This window comes from Leisingera sp. SS27 (assembly GCF_028368855.1).
GTDB lineage: Bacteria > Pseudomonadota > Alphaproteobacteria > Rhodobacterales > Rhodobacteraceae > Leisingera.
Map to the genome: position 1 here is coordinate 646,410 of NZ_JAQNCY010000001.1, position 16,036 is coordinate 662,445.

Annotated in this window: 14 protein-coding genes; 7 read left to right on the forward strand and 7 right to left on the reverse strand. The window is 63.6% G+C overall.

The genetic code is table 11. From position 1 onward, the window contains the following. The first annotated feature begins 71 nt into the window (after positions 1-71). Complete coding sequence (locus N6L27_RS03155) at positions 72-1,523, forward strand: HD-GYP domain-containing protein (protein ID WP_271905624.1); 1,452 nt, start codon at positions 72-74, stop codon at positions 1,521-1,523. On the opposite strand, the gene N6L27_RS03160 is transcribed toward N6L27_RS03155, so the two are convergent. Continuing rightward, positions 1,520-2,692, reverse strand: coding sequence for a threonine/serine ThrE exporter family protein (locus N6L27_RS03160; RefSeq protein WP_271905625.1), 1,173 nt, complete (start codon positions 2,690-2,692; stop codon positions 1,520-1,522). The two genes, N6L27_RS03155 and N6L27_RS03160, sit on opposite strands and share 4 nt — an antisense overlap. A 161-nt stretch (positions 2,693-2,853) precedes the next feature. Here N6L27_RS03160 and N6L27_RS03165 point away from each other — a divergent pair, with 161 nt between their 5' ends. After that, positions 2,854-3,540, forward strand: coding sequence for a M48 family metallopeptidase (locus tag N6L27_RS03165; protein ID WP_039179889.1), 687 nt, complete (start codon positions 2,854-2,856; stop codon positions 3,538-3,540). 49 nt (positions 3,541-3,589) lie between these two features. Here N6L27_RS03165 and N6L27_RS03170 read toward each other — a convergent pair whose 3' ends face one another. Continuing rightward, a complete protein-coding gene (locus N6L27_RS03170) occupies positions 3,590-4,138 on the reverse strand; it encodes an RSP_2648 family PIN domain-containing protein (RefSeq protein ID WP_271905626.1) in 549 nt (182 codons plus the stop codon). A 5-nt stretch (positions 4,139-4,143) separates the two neighbouring features. Further along, positions 4,144-5,358, reverse strand: coding sequence for an RSP_2647 family RNA methyltransferase (locus N6L27_RS03175; RefSeq protein ID WP_271905627.1), 1,215 nt, complete (start codon positions 5,356-5,358; stop codon positions 4,144-4,146). Positions 5,359-5,494: 136 nt separating this feature from the next. Between N6L27_RS03175 and N6L27_RS03180 the strand changes: the two genes are divergently transcribed. Then, positions 5,495-6,628: a WD40/YVTN/BNR-like repeat-containing protein gene (locus tag N6L27_RS03180; RefSeq protein ID WP_271905628.1), complete on the forward strand. Its 1,134-nt coding sequence runs from the start codon at positions 5,495-5,497 to the stop codon at positions 6,626-6,628. 20 nt (positions 6,629-6,648) lie between these two features. Here N6L27_RS03180 and N6L27_RS03185 read toward each other — a convergent pair whose 3' ends face one another. Continuing rightward, positions 6,649-6,921: a hypothetical protein gene (locus N6L27_RS03185; protein ID WP_271905629.1), complete on the reverse strand. Its 273-nt coding sequence runs from the start codon at positions 6,919-6,921 to the stop codon at positions 6,649-6,651. Continuing rightward, positions 6,902-9,709 (reverse strand): glutamine-synthetase adenylyltransferase, encoded by a 2,808-nt coding sequence (locus N6L27_RS03190; RefSeq protein ID WP_271905630.1) that lies wholly within the window; start codon positions 9,707-9,709, stop codon positions 6,902-6,904. Before N6L27_RS03190 ends, N6L27_RS03185 begins: the two co-directional genes overlap by 20 nt. Positions 9,710-10,178: 469 nt before the next feature. Between N6L27_RS03190 and N6L27_RS03195 the strand changes: the two genes are divergently transcribed. From N6L27_RS03195 to N6L27_RS03210, 4 genes are all read left to right on the forward strand, one after another. Further along, positions 10,179-10,634, forward strand: a complete 456-nt coding sequence (locus tag N6L27_RS03195) for a DUF2852 domain-containing protein (protein ID WP_271905631.1) — start codon at positions 10,179-10,181, stop codon at positions 10,632-10,634. A gap of 85 nt (positions 10,635-10,719) precedes the next feature. Then, entirely contained in the window at positions 10,720-11,151 is a 432-nt protein-coding gene (locus N6L27_RS03200) for an RDD family protein (RefSeq protein WP_039178689.1), read from the forward strand. Positions 11,152-11,281: 130 nt separating this feature from the next. Next, entirely contained in the window at positions 11,282-12,106 is an 825-nt protein-coding gene (locus N6L27_RS03205) for an arginyltransferase (RefSeq protein ID WP_271905632.1), read from the forward strand. Continuing rightward, entirely contained in the window at positions 12,106-12,489 is a 384-nt protein-coding gene (locus tag N6L27_RS03210; RefSeq protein WP_271905634.1) for a VOC family protein, read from the forward strand. Before N6L27_RS03205 ends, N6L27_RS03210 begins: the two co-directional genes overlap by 1 nt. 168 nt (positions 12,490-12,657) lie before the next feature. On the opposite strand, the gene N6L27_RS03215 is transcribed toward N6L27_RS03210, so the two are convergent. Both N6L27_RS03215 and N6L27_RS03220 read right to left on the reverse strand, forming a co-directional pair. After that, complete coding sequence (locus N6L27_RS03215; protein WP_271905635.1) at positions 12,658-15,012, reverse strand: TRAP transporter large permease; 2,355 nt, start codon at positions 15,010-15,012, stop codon at positions 12,658-12,660. 14 nt (positions 15,013-15,026) lie between these two features. Then, positions 15,027-15,953 carry a TRAP transporter small permease subunit gene (locus tag N6L27_RS03220; RefSeq protein ID WP_271905636.1) on the reverse strand — a complete coding sequence of 309 codons (927 nt, stop codon included), beginning with the start codon at positions 15,951-15,953 and terminating at the stop codon, positions 15,027-15,029. Positions 15,954-16,036 lie beyond the last annotated feature (83 nt).

The following is a 16,036-nucleotide window of genomic DNA, read 5'->3' on the forward strand; positions in this document are numbered from 1 at the left end:
GCGCCGGGTAAGGGCAGGTTAATCCTGTCCGTGTTGTCATGGGCCTTCCGCATTTTCCCTGCCGAAGGCCCATGACACATTACGTTTCCCCATTCAGTCCCGGTCAGGCCGCAGATGCCGCGCCGCAGGATACCTTGCGGCTTGGCGAGCTGCTGGGCGCGCTCAGCCATGCGCTGGATCTGACCGAAGGCCAGCCCGAAGGCCATTGCGTCCGCTGCTGCTGGATCGGCATGCAGGTTGCGGCCGAACTGGGGCTGGGACAGCAGGCGCGTTCGGACCTCTATTTCACGCTGCTGATGAAAGATCTGGGCTGCAGTTCCAACGCCGCGCGGATCTGCCAGCTGTACATGACCGATGACCTGGCCTTTAAGCGCAGCTTCAAGACCGTCAGCGGCCTGCGCCAGGGGCTTGGCTTCCTGTGGCGCAACACAGCTGCCGCAGCCGCGCCCTGGACCCGCCTGAAGACCCTGAAGAATGTGCTGGCGAGAAACAGCGAAATCTCCGGCGAGCTGATCGAGACCCGCTGTAACCGCGGCGCGGCGATTGCCCGGCAGATGCGGTTCTCTGAGGATGTGGCGGAGGGCATCGCCTGCCTGGATGAGCATTGGGACGGCGGCGGCCAGCCGCTGGGGCTCGCGGGCAATACGATCCCGCTTTTTGCACGCATCGCGCTGATGGCGCAGGTGACGGATGTCTTTGCCACTGATCTGGGCGCTGAAGCTGCGGCAGAGGAGCTGGAGCGGCGCGCCGGAACCTGGTTCGACCCGGATCTGGTGCCGGTCTTTACAGCGGTCATCCGGCGGCCGCGGTTTCTGGCAGACCTGCAGGATCCGGGGCTGGAGGCAGAGGTCTTTGCCACTCCGCAGGCGCAGCATATCCATGCCGTCGACGAGGAATACCAGGATGAGATCGCCCGGGCGTTTTCGCTGGTGATCGACGCCAAGAGCCCGTTTACCCACGGCCATTCGCAGCGGGTGGCGCGGTACACCGGGCTGATCTGCGACCAGCTGGGATATACGCCTGAGCGCCGCCGCTGGATGGTGCGCGGGGCGCTGTTGCATGACATCGGCAAGCTGGGGATCTCAAACACCATCCTGGACAAGCCCGGCAAGCTGACGGATGAGGAGTTTGTCCTGATGAAGCAGCACCCGGTATTGGGCCACGAGGTGCTGAGCCGGATCCATGCCTTCCGGGATCTGGCGGATGTCAGCGCCGCGCATCATGAGCGGCTGGACGGCAAGGGCTATCCCTACGGGATGGATGCCAGCCAGCTGACCCAGGAGATGCGGGTGATGGCGGTGGCGGATATCTTTGACGCGCTGACCGCCGAACGCCCTTACCGCGCGGCGCTGCCGCTGGAGAAGACCTATGCCATCATGGACGGCATGTCCGGCTCCGGCATTGATCCCGAGTGTTATGCCGCGCTGCAGGATGCGGTGGCGGCCAGCGGCTGGCCCGCAGCCACCGACGCGCCCCTGACTGGCGGTGACTGGGAACTGTCCGAGGCGGAACAGAGCGCCTAACTGGCGAGGTTGCGGTTCTTCTGCGCATAAAGCGCCAGCGCCGTCACCTGCCCCGCCACAATGGCTGAGAACATCAGCAGCGCCGACAACCCGATGCTGGCATCCGCCATCAGGGTCTCGTTGAACAGCGACTGGGTGGCGCTCATCAGAACCCGGCTGCCGGGAACCAGGATCAGAATGCCCTGCACGATATAGATGGCGCCGGTCAGATTCAGCGTTTTGGCGAGCCAGGTGCCATAGAGAGTGATGCACATGGCGGTGACCCAGGTGCCGACGATCCAGCCGCCGCCGAAGCCCAGGTACAGCGGCCCCCACATGCCCAGCACAGTGACCGGCAGCGCCCGCAGGATGTCGACCATGCGGGCGTTGAAGATCACCCCGATCGAGAACGACAGCGCCGGCAGCGCCATATAGGGCATCCACCACAAGACCCCGTTCACGTTTTCCACATGCGGCGTTGCCCCCCACAACGCGGCGCCGATGCTGACACCGATATAGATGCCGATGAACAGTTTCATCAGCACAAAGATCGACTGTGCAAACAGGCTGGAGCCGGAGATCACGTCATTGAAGGCAAGGCATTCCAAAGAGTTGGCAATCGACAGCCCCGGCACAAACAGCACGATGGCGGCAATGCAGGTGCCCCAGACCGGCACCTCCACCCCCATGCTGCTGACCAGCGAAACAGTCAGGCCTGCGACCAGCGCCGACAGGAATTCGACCAGGATCACCCGGTCGCCGCGGCAGAACAGCTGGCAGAGCCAGACCAGGAAGCCCAGCACTGCCGAGAGCGCGATGGTGGTGAGCGCGCTGCCGATCAGGGTCAGGAAGGCAGGCGGGATGGCGATATTGGCCAGCATGATCAGCCAGCCGGGATAGCGGCCCGGCTCCTCGATTCCCGGGTCCTCCACCGCATTGATGCGGATGATGGTGCGCGCCAGCAGGCTGAGGTTGATCTGCGCAGGCTCCAGCCGGCGGATGATGAACTGGTTGTCCTCATCCGGGAATTGGCAGGAGATCGAGGTCGGGGTGGCCTGCACGATCACATTGATGCCCTGTTTGCGGGCATAGAACTGCAGGTATTTCTCGATCTTGTAGGGTGCGCAGCCGCTGCGGTGCAGGGTCTCGCCGGTGTCGGCGATATTGCGGAGCTGAGAGAGCGGTGCCATGAGCCGGAAGCCGTTGTTATCTGATGCCTTTGGGAAGCCTCCCCTTAAAGGATGCGATGTGCCGCGGCGAGTGCGGATTTTGCATGGCGGCCTGCGCGGAATGCAAGGCTTCGCGGGTGCAGGCCCTTGCTGCCGCCGGTGTTTCCGCCCATATCTGTGCCATGCTGCGCCTTCTGCCCATTCTGCTGGCCGTTGCCTATGGCCTTGTGATGTACCGGATTTCGATCTGGCGCACCCACCGGGAGCTGGACCAGCGCTCAACCGAACTGGCGGACCCCAGGCTGAAACAGCTGACGGACCGGCTGGCAGCGGCGCTGAACGTGGCCCGCATCCCGGTCCATATCTACGAGGTCGATCCGGTGAACGGGCTGGCGGCGCCGGACGGGCGGATCTTCATTACCCGCGGGTTTTACCGCAAGTACCAGAACGGCGACGTCAGCGCCGAGGAGATGGCATCGGTCATCGCGCATGAGCTGGGCCATGTGGCGCTGGGGCACGCCAAGAAGCGGATGATCGATTTCTCCGGCCAGAACGCGCTGCGCACCGCGCTGATGATGATCCTGGGCCGCTACATCCCCTTTATCGGACCGTGGATTGCCGGAGTGCTGACATCACTGCTGGCAGCAAGGCTGTCGCGCGGCGATGAATATGAGGCCGACGAATACGCCGCCGCGCTGCTGACCAAGGCAGGGATCGGGCTGGCGCCGCAGAAAAGCCTTTTCACCAAACTTGAGGCGCTGACCCAGCAGCGGGCGGGTATGGCCCCGGCCTGGCTGATGAGCCATCCCAAGACCGAAGAACGCATCGCCGCACTTGAACGGCTGGAAGACAAATGGGCCAAGGGCTGAGGCCGCAGCAGAGTTGAGGGGCCGGCCCCTCAAACTCCCCGGAGTATTCTCACAAAGAAGAAGAGAGTGCCTTGGCGAGCCGCGGCAGCCGGGCTTTCTTGAGCAGCGGGCGGATCTCCCAGCTGCCCCCCGACAAGCGGTTGGCTTCGTCCAGAACCGCTGCGCCCAGCGCCTCCATGCCGCTGCTGTCCTGCAGCCAGAAACCATAAAGCAGCTCATCCGGGCCGAGGCGCTGCAACCCTTCCTCTGCCAATGTGTGGCGCGGGAAGTCCTTGTTGTTGACGGTCACGATTGCATCGGCGTGGCCTGCGATGGCTGCGGCCAGCACATGGGTGTCGGCGCTGTCGGGCAGCCAGAGACGCGCCTCGACACCCGGTGCCGGAGCGACCTCCGCCTTGGGCCAGTTGGCGCGGATCAGGGCGATCTCCGCCTTGGCCTGCGCGGCACCGGCGGGGCCGAGTTTCACTGCAGCCCGCTCCCATTCACCCAGGATCCGCGCGGACCACAGCGGGGTGAAATGGCCGCGGCGCGCCGCGCCCAGCAGCATCTCCCGCATCACCGTCGGGTAGAGGACGCAAGTGTCGAGGAGCAGCTTCACCCGTGTCAGTCCAGCCGGAAGAACACGGCCTTCAGATAGCCGCTTTCGGCCAGCTGCGGCAGTTGCGGGTGGTCCGGGCCTGCATAGCCAGTGTGAATAAGCGCTGCGCGGCGCCCGCCCTTGCCGATGCCGCGGGCGGAGGCGTTGCGGAAACGGGTGAGATCGGCAGCATGCGAGCAGGAGCACAGGCCGAGGTAGCCGCCGGGTTTCACCAAGGGTGCTGCCAGTTTGGCGATGCGCTCATAGGCGCGCAGGCCGGCTTCCAGCGCCTGTTTCGAGGGGGCGAAGGCGGGCGGGTCGCAGATGACGACGTCGAAGGTTTCGCCCTCTTCCCCCAGTGCGGTCAGCACGTCGAAGGCGTCGCCCTGGCGGGCGGTGAACGTGTCCTTGAACCCGGCGGCGTCCGCGCCCTGGGCGGCAAGTTCCAGCGCGGCGGCGGAGCCGTCAACGCAAGTGGCCTGCCCTGCCCCGCCTGCCAGCATCGCCAGGCCAAAGCCGCCGACGTGGGAAAACACGTCCAGCACCTTGGCGCCCGGTGCGGTCAGGCGGGCGGCAAAGGCGTGGTTTTCGCGCTGATCAAAGAACAGCCCCGTTTTCTGGCCGCCGGTAAGGTCGGCCATATAGGTGGCGCCGTTCATCTGCACCGGAAGCGGCGCGGCGGGGGCTTCGCCGAGCAGGGTCTGGTTCACGTCATCCAGGCCTTCCAGACCGCGGGTACGGCCCGACGCGTTTTTCAGGATCACCGCCGCCCCCGTGACTTCGGCCAGTGCGGCAGAGAGCATGTCCAGATGCGCCTCGGCCCAGGCGGCATTGGGCTGGACCACGCAAGCTGCGCCGAAACGGTCGATCACCACGCCGGGCAGACCATCGGATTCGGCGTGCACCAGCCGGTAGAAGGGCGCGTCATACAAGCGTTCGCGCATGTCCAGCGCACGCGACAGGCGGGCGGAAAACCACGCCTGATCAATCACCGCCTCCGGGTTGCGGTCCAGCATCCGGGCGATGATCTTGCTTTCCGGGTTCACCGAGACCAGCCCCAGCGGGCGCTGCGCTTCATCCTGCAGCACCGCCAGGGTGCCGGGCGCCAGATTGCGGGTGCGCCGGTCGGTCACCAGTTCATTCGCATAAACCCAGGGAAACCCGTGCCGGATGGCGCGGGCGTTGGACTTGGGCTTCATTTTCACGCGGGGGCGCAGGAGCGCATCAGGGGAGGCTGTCATAGGGTCCTCTTAGCGGCAAGCACGGGACAGGAAAAGGGGCCGCATGCCCTTGTTGCTGGGCAGCCCGTTGCTTACCGCCCCTGCCGTTACGACATTGGCAAGAGCCTGTGGTAACCTTTCAGCAGGAGGACCCGCCATGAGCACATCCGCAAGAGTTCTTCTTGGCACCACCAAGGGCGCCTTTGTTCTGACACCGGACGGCACGGACTGGACTGTCAGCGGCCCCTACTGCGACGGCTGGTGCATCAACCATGTGATCGGCGATCCGGACAGCGGCATGCTGTGGGCGGGCGGCGGCGGCGACTGGCCGGGCGCCGGGGTCTGGCGCTCTCAAGATGGCAAGGCATGGGAGCTCAGCAAGCTGTCAAGTGGCCAGATAGATGAATGGGCGGCCACGGACCCGGAAACAGCGGCGTTTTTCAACTGGGAACCTGTGGAGGTTCCTTTTAAGGACCTCAAATCTGTGTGGTCGCTGCACCAAGCGCATGGGGTCCTTTTTGCGGGCACCAAACCGGCAGCGCTGCTGTCCAGCCGGGATGGCGGCAGGACTTGGGAGAGGAATGCCGCTCTAGACGGCCACCCGTCGCGCGAAAGCTGGAATCCCGGAGCCGCCGGACTGGTTTTGCACACGCTGCTGAGCGATCCGGAGAGCGCGGAGAAGCTGTGGCTGGGGATTTCCGCGGCGGGCGTCTTTGCCACGGAGGATGGCGGCAGCAGCTGGCAGCGGCGCAACCGGCTGTCCAATGATACGGTCTGCACGGAACATCATCACCCCGCAGCACCGCGCAATGGCGAGACCGGCCACTGCGTGCACAACATGCAGCACGGCCCCGGGGATCTGCTCTATCAGCAAAACCACCATGGCACCTACCGCAGCAGCGATGGCGGACGCACTTGGAGTGACATTACCGCCGGTCTGCCCTCCACCTTCGGCTTTCCAATAGCAGTGCATCCGCAGGATCCGGATACAATCTGGGTGCTGCCGCTGAACGGAGATGCCGCCGGGCGGTTTCCGCCGGAGGCCTCGGCGGCGGTCTGGAAGTCCACTGATGGCGGAGACACTTGGCAGGCCAAGCGCGATGGGCTGCCGCAGGGTGCGTGTTTCTTCACCGTGCTGCGTCAGGCAATGGCCACCGATACAGAGGCAGGGGTCTATTTCGGCACCAATTCCGGTTCAGTCTTCGCCAGTTCCGATGCCGGCGAAAGCTGGTCGGAAATCGCCCGGCATTTGCCGGCGATCCTGTCTGTTGAGACACTTAGCTGCAGGTAACGGTCTGCCCGCCCTGCCCCTCAGCGTTCGCGCGAGCGCCAGCCGCCGCGGCGGCGCGGCTTTTCGGCGCCTTGCAGCCCGTCGCGCAGCACCGTAGTCATCGGATGCTCCGGCTGGGCGCTGCCATAAAGATCCAGCAGCGCCTGGATGTCGGCGCGGCTGTCGCACGCGGCATCCATGCCGAGCGCCCAGTCAAAGAAGATGCTGCGGCATTGGGCATCGGTGATGCCCTCTATCCGGTAGGATTCGTAGATCAGCCCGCGCGGGTCCTGTTCAGTGCTGCCCGTCTTCATCTGCCGCTTCCCTTTCCAAGGTTTCCCCAATAAGCGCAGCACAGCGGACGTAGCGGTCCTGCAGCTCCTGCTCCAGCGCGTCCAGCCGGTTGAAACCGGTGGTTCGGCAGAGGAACTGCGCCCCGCCCTCTCCCAATGTTGCGGCGTCCAGCGCCTTGGCAGAGAGCAGCCGCGCTGCGCATTGCACGGACCAGAATAGACGGTATCCGGCAGTCAGGTATTCTGCATCCGCGTCATTCAGCCACCCGGCAGCGACAGCCCCCTGCAGACCTGAGGCCACATCCCGGGCGGCGGAGGCAGAGGTGAGCGTACCGGCCTGCGACAGCAGCTCGATATCCATCATCCGCCCCGGCCCGTTCTTGGCATCCCAGGTACCCGAAGGTGTCTTGGCGGCAGCGAGTCGTTCCCGCATCTGCGCCACCTCGCGCAGGACCTTGCCGCGGTCGCGCGGTTCTGACAGGAAGCCTGTGCGGAAGTCCTCGATTTCGCCGGTCAGGCTGCGGTTGCCTGCGATGGTTCGGGCGCGGGTGAGGGCCAGATGCTCCCACACCCAGGCCTCGTTCTGCTGGTACAGGGTGAAGCCTGCGAAACTGACTGCGACGGGACCTTGTGTGCCCGAAGGGCGCAGGCGCATGTCGACCTCATACAGCCGGCCCTGGGCCATCGGTGCCGACAAAGCTGTGACAAAGGCCTGGGTCAGGCGCGCGAAATAGGGGCGCGTGGCCAGCGGGCGCTTGCCCTCGGACATTTCCACCTCTTGGGGGTCGTAAATCACGATGAGGTCGAGGTCGGACTGCGCGTTGATCTGCCCCGCCCCCATTGAGCCCATTGCCAGCACTGCCGCGCCGCGGCCCGGCGGGGGCCCGTGCTTTTTTGAAAATTGCGCAACCACCTCTGGCGCGATGCCTGCAATCACAACCTCTGCCAGTTCGGCATACTGGGCGCCCGCCTGGTGGCCATCGATCAGCCCGCGCAGATGGTGCACACCGATCCGGAAATGCCACTCCTTGCACCAGCGCCGTGTGGCGTCGAGCCGCGCCTCATAGTCGTCCTCCTGTTCCAGCCGGGCCTTCAGCTCTTCCCGCAGCTTTTCAGCCCCTGGCCAGGGGTCGAAGAAAGAGCCGCCGATCACCGCATCGAAAACGCCGGAGTTGCGCGACAGGAAGGCCGACAGATCGCTGGAGGTTCCAGCGATATCGATCAGCAGATCAATGAGCTGCGGGTTCGCGCCGAACAAGGAGAACAGCTGCACACCGGCAGGCAGCCCGGCCAGGAAGCCATCAAGCGCCAGCAGGGTTTCGGCTGGCTTGGCGGTCTTGGCAACGCGGGACAGGAGTTCCGGCTTCAATCCTTCAAAAATCCGAGCGCCGCGCGAAGAGCGCAGCGCCGGATAGGTGGGCCACCGGGCGATAATAGCGCCATCCAGCTCCGCCGTATCCTCCGCCAAGGGCGCCGGCCGCGGCGCCGCGCCGGGGGAGAAGAAGCCCTCGGTCAGCTCATGCACCTCTTCCAGGCGGGTTCTGATTTCGGCCTGCAGTTCCGCCGCGTCCCGGTCCATCAGGCAGGCGATGCGGGCGATGCCGTCTTCGGACTTGGGCATCTTGTGGGTCTGTGCGTCATGCACCATCTGGATGCGGTGCTCGACCTCGCGGTGGGCGCGGTAGTGGGCAGTCAGGGTCTCTGCCGCTTCTGGCGGCACCCAGCCCTTGCCGGCCAGTGCCGCCAGCCCTTCCACCGTGCCGCGCAGTCGCAAATCCTCATCGCGCCCCCCGGCAATAAGCTGGCGGGTCTGGGTGAAGAACTCGATCTCGCGGATGCCGCCTCGGCCCAGTTTCATGTCGTGCCCGGGTACGTTCAGCGCTCCGCCGGTCCCCTTGTTCTCGCGGATGCGCAGGCGGATGTCATGAGCGTCCTGGATCGCGGCAAAGTCCAGATGCCGCCGCCAGACGAAGGGGCGCAGGGTGTTCAAGAAACGCTCCCCCGCCGCGATATCGCCAGCGCAGGGACGCGCCTTGATGTAGGCCGCGCGCTCCCAGGTGCGGCCGAGACTTTCGTAGTAGCGCTCTGCCGCTTCCATCGCCAGGCACACGGGGGTGACTGCCGGGTCCGGGCGCAGCCGCAGGTCGGTGCGGAACACATAGCCGTCGCCGGTACGGTCGCTGAGCGCAGCGCACATGTTCTTGGTGGCGCGCACCATGCCCTGGCGGGCCTCGTAGAAATCCTCCGGATCGAACCGGGTTTCGTCGAACAGGCAGATGAGGTCGATGTCGGAGCTGTAATTCAGCTCATGCGCGCCCATTTTGCCCATCGCCAGGATAGTGAGGCCGCCCGCAGTTTCCACGTCGTCCTCCGTCAGGCCTGGCAGTTTCTTGCGGCGGATCAGATTGGCAATCTCCGCCTTGACCGCCACATCAGCGCAGAGCGCGCCGAAATCGGTGAGCGCCCCGGTCACCTGCTCCAGGCTCCAGCCGCCCGAAAGATCGCAGAGCGCGGTCAGCAGCGCCAGCCGCCGCTTGGCCTGGCGCAGGCCCGGTTTCAGCTCTGCCGCTTCCAGCGCGCTGCAGTCCGAAAAGACCTGCTGTACCGCGGCCTCCGGATCGTGCAGCGCCTGAGGCAGCCAGCCTGCCTCCCGTTCCGTCAGTTCTTTCAGATAAGGGCTGGAGCCGCAGGCACCGGAGACCAGCTCTGCCAGTTCGCCAGACAGCTCCGGGACTAGAGCTCGCGCCTCGACGCCAAGTTCCAGGTCATAGGGGCGGGGAATGCGGGAGATCGTCAAGCCAGTCGTCATGGAAACGACACTGTTCCGCAGGCAGGATGGCGTCAATGGGTGAAGTGCCGCACTGCCGCATAGGTTTACCAGGGGTCAGGAATACCCGAATAGGTTAAGATTGAATTTTAAGGTAATGTTAACGTTACGGTTATGCTCCCGTTACGGGGCCATTTCGAAGTAAAGAGTGATTTGTTTTCAGGGGACGTTTGGATCTGTCCGTGATTTCTGACTGATTGTCGAAACTGCAGTGCCGGTATCTCCCCTGTATTCGGCCATGTAGCCGGAGCATAACCGCGCTTCCCCTCCTGCCAGACCGGTCTGCGATTTACCTGTGCACGCCAGTTTCCGCGACAGGCTGCCGCTTCTGCTGCCTTCAGAACCGAAATGTGAAAAAGATTTACATGAGGCCTTGAAAGCCTACGGCCGGCTTCCGATATGCAGTCATGTGAAAAGGATTTACATTCACCCGCAAACCTGGAGGACCCCGATGACGAGTTTCACCCCGACCGCCCCTGCCGCCCCGGTACAGGGCTGGTTTTCCCGCAGCGAAGCCTGGCTGGACAGTAAGGGCAAGGGCGCCTGGATCGCCGCAATGGTCCTGGGTTTCGTGTTTTTCTGGCCGGTTGGCCTGGCCCTTCTCTTCTACATGATCTGGAGCAAACGCATGTTCAGCAAATCCTCCTGCCGCCACCGCAAGTCCTGGGCCCGCCACGGATACTCGGCGATGAAGCCCTCGGGAAACAGCGCCTTTGACGCCTACAAGGCCGACACGCTGCGCCGGCTGGAGCAGGAGCAGCATGACTTCGAGGCTTTCCTGCAGCGCCTGCGCGAGGCCAAGGACAAAGCGGAGTTCGACGAGTTCATGGATGAACGCGCCCGTACCGCTTCCGGCGAAGATCTGGAGGACGAAGACGAGGATCCAGGCGAACCCAAGCGCCACTGATCCTGCTCCTCCGGCTGCCCCGCCCATCCGTCCGGGCGGGGCTTTGCCATGCCGCCCCAGCCCAATTGAGAAAAGGACCCCTTGCATGACCGCCCTGCCCGATCCCGATTACCAGGCAGAATTCTATGCGTCAGTGCCCGCCAAGCGGCTGATCGCCTGGATCATCGACAGTATCCTGATCTTTGCACTCAGCGCCGGCGCTGTGGTGCTGACCGCTTTCACCGGCCTCTTCATCTGGCCGCTTCTGTATCTGGCGGTCGGCTTTGCCTACCGGACCGTGACCATCGCCAACGGGTCTGCCACCTGGGGTATGCGCTTTGCGGGCATCGAATTGCGCGACGGCGAAGGCCGCCGGATGGACAGCGGCATGGCAGCGTTGCACACGGCCGGCTACACCCTGTCGCTGGCACTTCCGGTGCTGCAGGTGATCTCGGTGATCCTGATGCTGACCTCATCACGCGGCCAAGGTCTGACGGACCATTTCCTCGGCACCGTGATGCTGAACCGGCGGGTTTGAATGAAACCGGCAAGACAGCGTTAAACCATTTTCCATAACAGCGCTTGGCGCACCGGAACCGCGTTGCTATCATCCTTGGGACTGCAGGCGATCTGTTCCGCCTGTTTCGCGAAACTGCCAACGGGTTCCGATGCGCCACACACTTCCCATTGCGCCGCAATTCTATGTGACGGCTCCCCAGCCCTGCCCCTATCTGGAGGGCCGGATGGAACGCAAGCTGTTCACTGCGCTGCAAGGCGACGGGGTGGATCAGCTGAACAACAGTCTCAGCCAGCAGGGGTTCCGCCGTTCGCAGAATGTGCTCTACCGCCCGTCCTGCTCGGAATGCTCTGCCTGCCTGTCGGCACGGATCGACGTGGCGGCCTTCAGCCCCAGCCGCAGCCAGAAACGCACGCTGAAGCGCAATGCGCATCTGGAACGGCGCGCCACATCTCCATGGGCAACAGAAGACCAGTTCTCCCTGTTCCGCAATTACCTGGACAGCCGCCACGCGGATGGCGGCATGGCCGATATGGACGTATTTGAATACGCTGCGATGATTGAGGAAACCCCCGTACGCAGCCGGGTGGTGGAATATGCAGCCCCCGGCAGCAGCGAACTGACCGCGGTGTCGCTGACTGATGTTCTGGAGGACGGCCTGAGCATGGTTTATTCCTTCTACGCCCCGGACCGGCCGCAGGACTCGCTCGGCACCTTTATGATCCTCGATCACATCAAGATCGCACAAGAGGCAGGTCTTCCTTACGTCTACCTTGGCTATTGGGTGCCCGGCAGCCAGAAGATGGGTTACAAGGCGAAATTCTCCGGACTTGAAATCTACCACCAGAGCGAATGGAAGAAGATGCGTGACCCGTCGCAGTTCGAGACCGCCAGCCACCCGCTGTCGACCGACCCGATTGCCGAGCAGGTCGCAAATATCCAGCTCCCCGAACAGCCGATTCACCGCGAACGCTGATGCAATTCCTCCATGCCATTTCGCTGGTGGTGCCGGATTACGACGCCGCCATCGCCTTTTACTGCGGCCAGCTTGGGTGGCAATTGGCGGAAGACGTGGACCAGGGCCGCAAGCGCTGGGTGCGGATCCTGCCGCCCGGGGCCGAACAAGGCAGCCTGATCCTGGCCCGCGCTGAAGGACCCGCGCAGGAGGCCGTAATTGGCAATCAGTTCGGCGGCCGTATCGGGCTGTTCCTGGCCACGGATGATTTTGCCCGCGACCATGCGGCGATGCTGGGCCAAGGCGTGGCGTTCGAGGAAGAGCCGCGGCATGAGCCCTATGGCACCGTTGCGGTCTGGCGCGACCCCTTCGGCAACCGCTGGGACCTGATCCAGTTCGCCTGAGCCGCCGGCCGCGCCTGACGGTCCCCGCTAGGATCCCCTGTTCATCTGGCTGAAAATATCCCGGGGTGAATGCGCCAAAGGCGCAGAGGGGCAGCGCCCCTGCCTGTTTCGAATATGCAAAAGGGGCCCGCGTGGGGCCCCTTTTCCGTATCTGTCTTTGATGCCGGATCAGTTCGGGATCAGCGCCGGCACGATGGTCACGATCGACGGGAACATCCACAGGATACCGATGCCGACCACCTGGATCAGCACAAAGGGCACGATCCCGCGGTAGATATGGGCCGTCGTGACTTCCTTAGGTGCCACCCCGCGCAGATAGAACAGCGCGAACCCGAAGGGCGGTGTCAGGAACGATGTCTGCAGGTTCACCGCCACCATGATGGTCACCCATTTCGGATCAAACGACCCGCCATAGATCACCGGCCCGACAATGGGGATCACGATGTAGATGATCTCCAGGAAGTCCAGAACGAAGCCGAGGAAGAACAAGACCAGCATCACGATCAGGAAGACCGTCATCTCGTTGTCGAAGCTCTTCAGGAACTGCTGGATGTAGTGTTCGCCGCCAAAGGAGATCACCACGAGATTCAGCAGCTGAGAGCCGATCAGGATGGTGAAGACCATGGAGGTCACCTTGGCGGTTTCCCGCACCACCGGGGTCAGCACGCCGGAGCGGAACAGAACCCAGCAGCCGTAAAGCAGCCCGAACAGCGCATAAAGGTACATCGCATAAGCCGCGATGAATGCGATCCAGCTTTCGACGCTGACGCCGCCCTGGTTCACCCGCAGATCGAAGTTCATGCCGATCAGGATGCAGAGCATGACGGCAAAGGTGGACCAGATGATGATCTTGCCCGATTTGCCCTCGTCCTGCAGCTTGCGGTAGGCCGCCAGCATGATGGCACCGCCTGCCCCCAGCGCCGCAGCCGGCGTCGGGTTGGTGATGCCGCCCAGGATCGAACCGAGCACAGCGACGATCAGCACCAGCGGCGGGAACACCACCCGGATCAGATCGTTCCTTGCGCAGCGGGCCGCGGCCTCGCGGCAGCCGTAGAGCGCCAGCAGCAGCGGCAGTGCGATCCACAGCACGGTCACCCCGGCAGAGGTGGTGGGCGCAATTGCCACCAGATCCACAAATGCAATCAGCAGGATGCCGATGGCACCCAGGATCAGCGGCTTGGCATCGCGCGACGGCGCCACACCACGGCCGAAGGCCAGCACCAGGCCCAGCAGAACCATGATCACGGTGATACCTGTGCCAATGGGCGCGGCAGAGGCGATCTTGGCTTCACGGGCGGCGGCGATTTGCTCTTCGCTCAGCCGTTCGGCCAGGGTCACACCTCCTGCCTCGTTGATGGCCTTCTGCTCTTCGACAGCAGCATCCCATGCTTCCTGGCCGTGCAGCTCAATCATGGATGCCTTGCACTCCGCACCGACAGAAGTGCGCAGGCTGGCGGTTTCACCGGCATCCGAGAAGGTGGAAACGGTGATGTTCTGGCTGCCAATCACGTTAAAACTGTTCAGCAGGATCGCACCGCCGATCAGCGCCGCGGGCACGCCCAGGAACCAGATCAGCCCTTCGTTGCGGGTGATCACTTCGCCAGTGCCGCCTTCGATATTGACAGCCGGCGCCTTATGCGGGTTCAGCAGCGCGTAACCAAAGGCGTAGGTGGCGTAGAGGATCGCCAGCATGATCCCCGGCAGCAGCGCCGCCTGGAACAATGTGCCGACCGAAACCACCGCCGGCTCCCCCAGGTACGTCAGCGCGTCGGAACAGCCTGCCTCCATTGCGCGTGTTTCCTGCGCAGTGGAGTAGAGGTCACCCGCAAGCGTGCCCAGTAGAACGATCACGATGGACGGCGGGATGATCTGGCCAAGGGTGCCGGAAGCGGCGATCACGCCGGTCGCCAGCTCCGGCGAGTAGTTGTTGCGCAGCATGGTGGGCAGGGCCAGAAGCCCCATGGTCACCACGGTGGCGCCGACGATGCCGGTGGAGGCTGCGAGGAACGCGCCCACAACCACAATCGACACCGCCAGACCGCCGGGCAGCGGGCCAAAAACGCGCGCCATGGTGGTCAGCAGATCATTGGCGATCTTGGAGCGTTCCAGGGTGATGCCCATCAGCACGAACATCAGCACCGCCAGCAGGGTTTCAATCGACGCGCCCGCCAGCACCCGCTCGTTCATCCGGTTAACGATGAAGGAGACATTGCGGTCCAGCGCCACTTCCCAGCCCTGAACAAACACCGGCTCCGCCATGCGCGGCAAGTCCGGGTAGCGGAAGACGGATATCTTGTCGGGCCTGATGCCCGATCCCACCAGATCGCGGTAGGCCTGCGACGAGGTGTCGATAGCCTGGTGGATCAGGATGCCGGCGCTGTCCAGCGCGGCGATGATCCCGAAGGAGATGATCCCGGCGCCGCCGATGGCAAAGGCCACCGGAAAGCCGGAGAGAATGCCCCCGAAGAGGCAGAAGAATACGATGAGCAGGCCGATCTCGACGCCATCAAGTCCAAATAGCATTTTAAGACGTCCCCTTAGTGCGTGCCTTCGTAGGCTTCTTCACCCTCTCCAAGGCTGTCCTTGTCGAGGTATTTGTTTTCACTGCCCTGGCCTTCGACAAACTCCAGGAAGGAGCGGTAGAAGAAGGCGATGGCGTGCAGGAACACCAGGCCTGCAAAGGCGATCAGCAGGATCTTGAACAGGAAGTAGGCGTTGAACCCGTTGGGGCTGAAGCCGATGGTTTCCACGTTCCAGCGCAGGGCGCGGGATTTCATCACCAGCCGGTCAAGCGTGTCCGAGGCCGAGGGTTTCGGCACAATCAGGTGGCGCCACAGGAAGAACCAGCCGTACATCCACGTCAGCACCGCGGCGGGCATCATGAACAAGAGCGAGCCGAGCATGTCGACGACCTTCTTGGCGCGGAAGCTGATGCCGGAATAGATCAGGTCCACCCGCACATGGCCGCCCTGCACGAATGTATAGGTCACACAAAGACAGACCACCAAGGCGTTGTAAAACTTCAGTTCTTCAGCAAACCAGCTGATGTCCTGGCTGAACGGAATGCCAAAACCGAAGCTGATGTCAGGCCGTGCGAACACCCGCTGCATGAAGACGATGATGATCTGCTGCAAAACCATCAAGAGGCCCGCCCAGGCGAAGAAGCGGCCGACGGTATTGGCCATCCCCTCCAGCCCGCGCACCATGCCCCACATGAAGCCGCGGAAATAAATTCCGACAGCGGTCAGCACCAGGAAGGCGGTGAAGATCACAAAGAAGAACTCGACCGAGCCGCCGTAGTAGACGAAGCGCATGATCGAGGCCTTGTCGGACCAGTCGAGCCAGAGCTGCGGATGGGTGATGGCATAGCCGAAATTGTAAAAGGCGCCGGCGGTGTTCTGGACCAGCCAGAGCAATCCGCCCGCTATGGCGCCGAAGAAGGTGAGGCCACTCTCTTCCTGCATGTTTCCCCCGGGGGTCTTTGTTGCGGCGGGTCAGGCGCGCGGCCTTATGGCCGGCCTTCAGCCCCGCGTCACGCAACTGGAAA

Bases quoted from the DNA above. Each gene is read 5' to 3' on its own strand.
- N6L27_RS03155 (WP_271905624.1), top strand. From the start codon at position 72: ATGACACATTACGTTTCCCCATTCAGTCCCGGTCAGGCCGCAGATGCC.
- N6L27_RS03160 (WP_271905625.1), bottom strand. From the start codon at position 2,692: ATGGCACCGCTCTCTCAGCTCCGCAATATCGCCGACACCGGCGAGACC.
- N6L27_RS03165 (WP_039179889.1), top strand. From the start codon at position 2,854: ATGCTGCGCCTTCTGCCCATTCTGCTGGCCGTTGCCTATGGCCTTGTG.
- N6L27_RS03175 (WP_271905627.1), bottom strand. From the start codon at position 5,358: ATGACAGCCTCCCCTGATGCGCTCCTGCGCCCCCGCGTGAAAATGAAG.
- N6L27_RS03180 (WP_271905628.1), top strand. From the start codon at position 5,495: ATGAGCACATCCGCAAGAGTTCTTCTTGGCACCACCAAGGGCGCCTTT.
- N6L27_RS03185 (WP_271905629.1), bottom strand. From the start codon at position 6,921: ATGAAGACGGGCAGCACTGAACAGGACCCGCGCGGGCTGATCTACGAA.
- N6L27_RS03190 (WP_271905630.1), bottom strand. From the start codon at position 9,709: ATGACGACTGGCTTGACGATCTCCCGCATTCCCCGCCCCTATGACCTG.
- N6L27_RS03195 (WP_271905631.1), top strand. From the start codon at position 10,179: ATGACGAGTTTCACCCCGACCGCCCCTGCCGCCCCGGTACAGGGCTGG.
- N6L27_RS03200 (WP_039178689.1), top strand. From the start codon at position 10,720: ATGACCGCCCTGCCCGATCCCGATTACCAGGCAGAATTCTATGCGTCA.
- N6L27_RS03205 (WP_271905632.1), top strand. From the start codon at position 11,282: ATGCGCCACACACTTCCCATTGCGCCGCAATTCTATGTGACGGCTCCC.
- N6L27_RS03210 (WP_271905634.1), top strand. From the start codon at position 12,106: ATGCAATTCCTCCATGCCATTTCGCTGGTGGTGCCGGATTACGACGCC.
- N6L27_RS03215 (WP_271905635.1), bottom strand. From the start codon at position 15,012: ATGCTATTTGGACTTGATGGCGTCGAGATCGGCCTGCTCATCGTATTC.
- N6L27_RS03220 (WP_271905636.1), bottom strand. From the start codon at position 15,953: ATGCAGGAAGAGAGTGGCCTCACCTTCTTCGGCGCCATAGCGGGCGGA.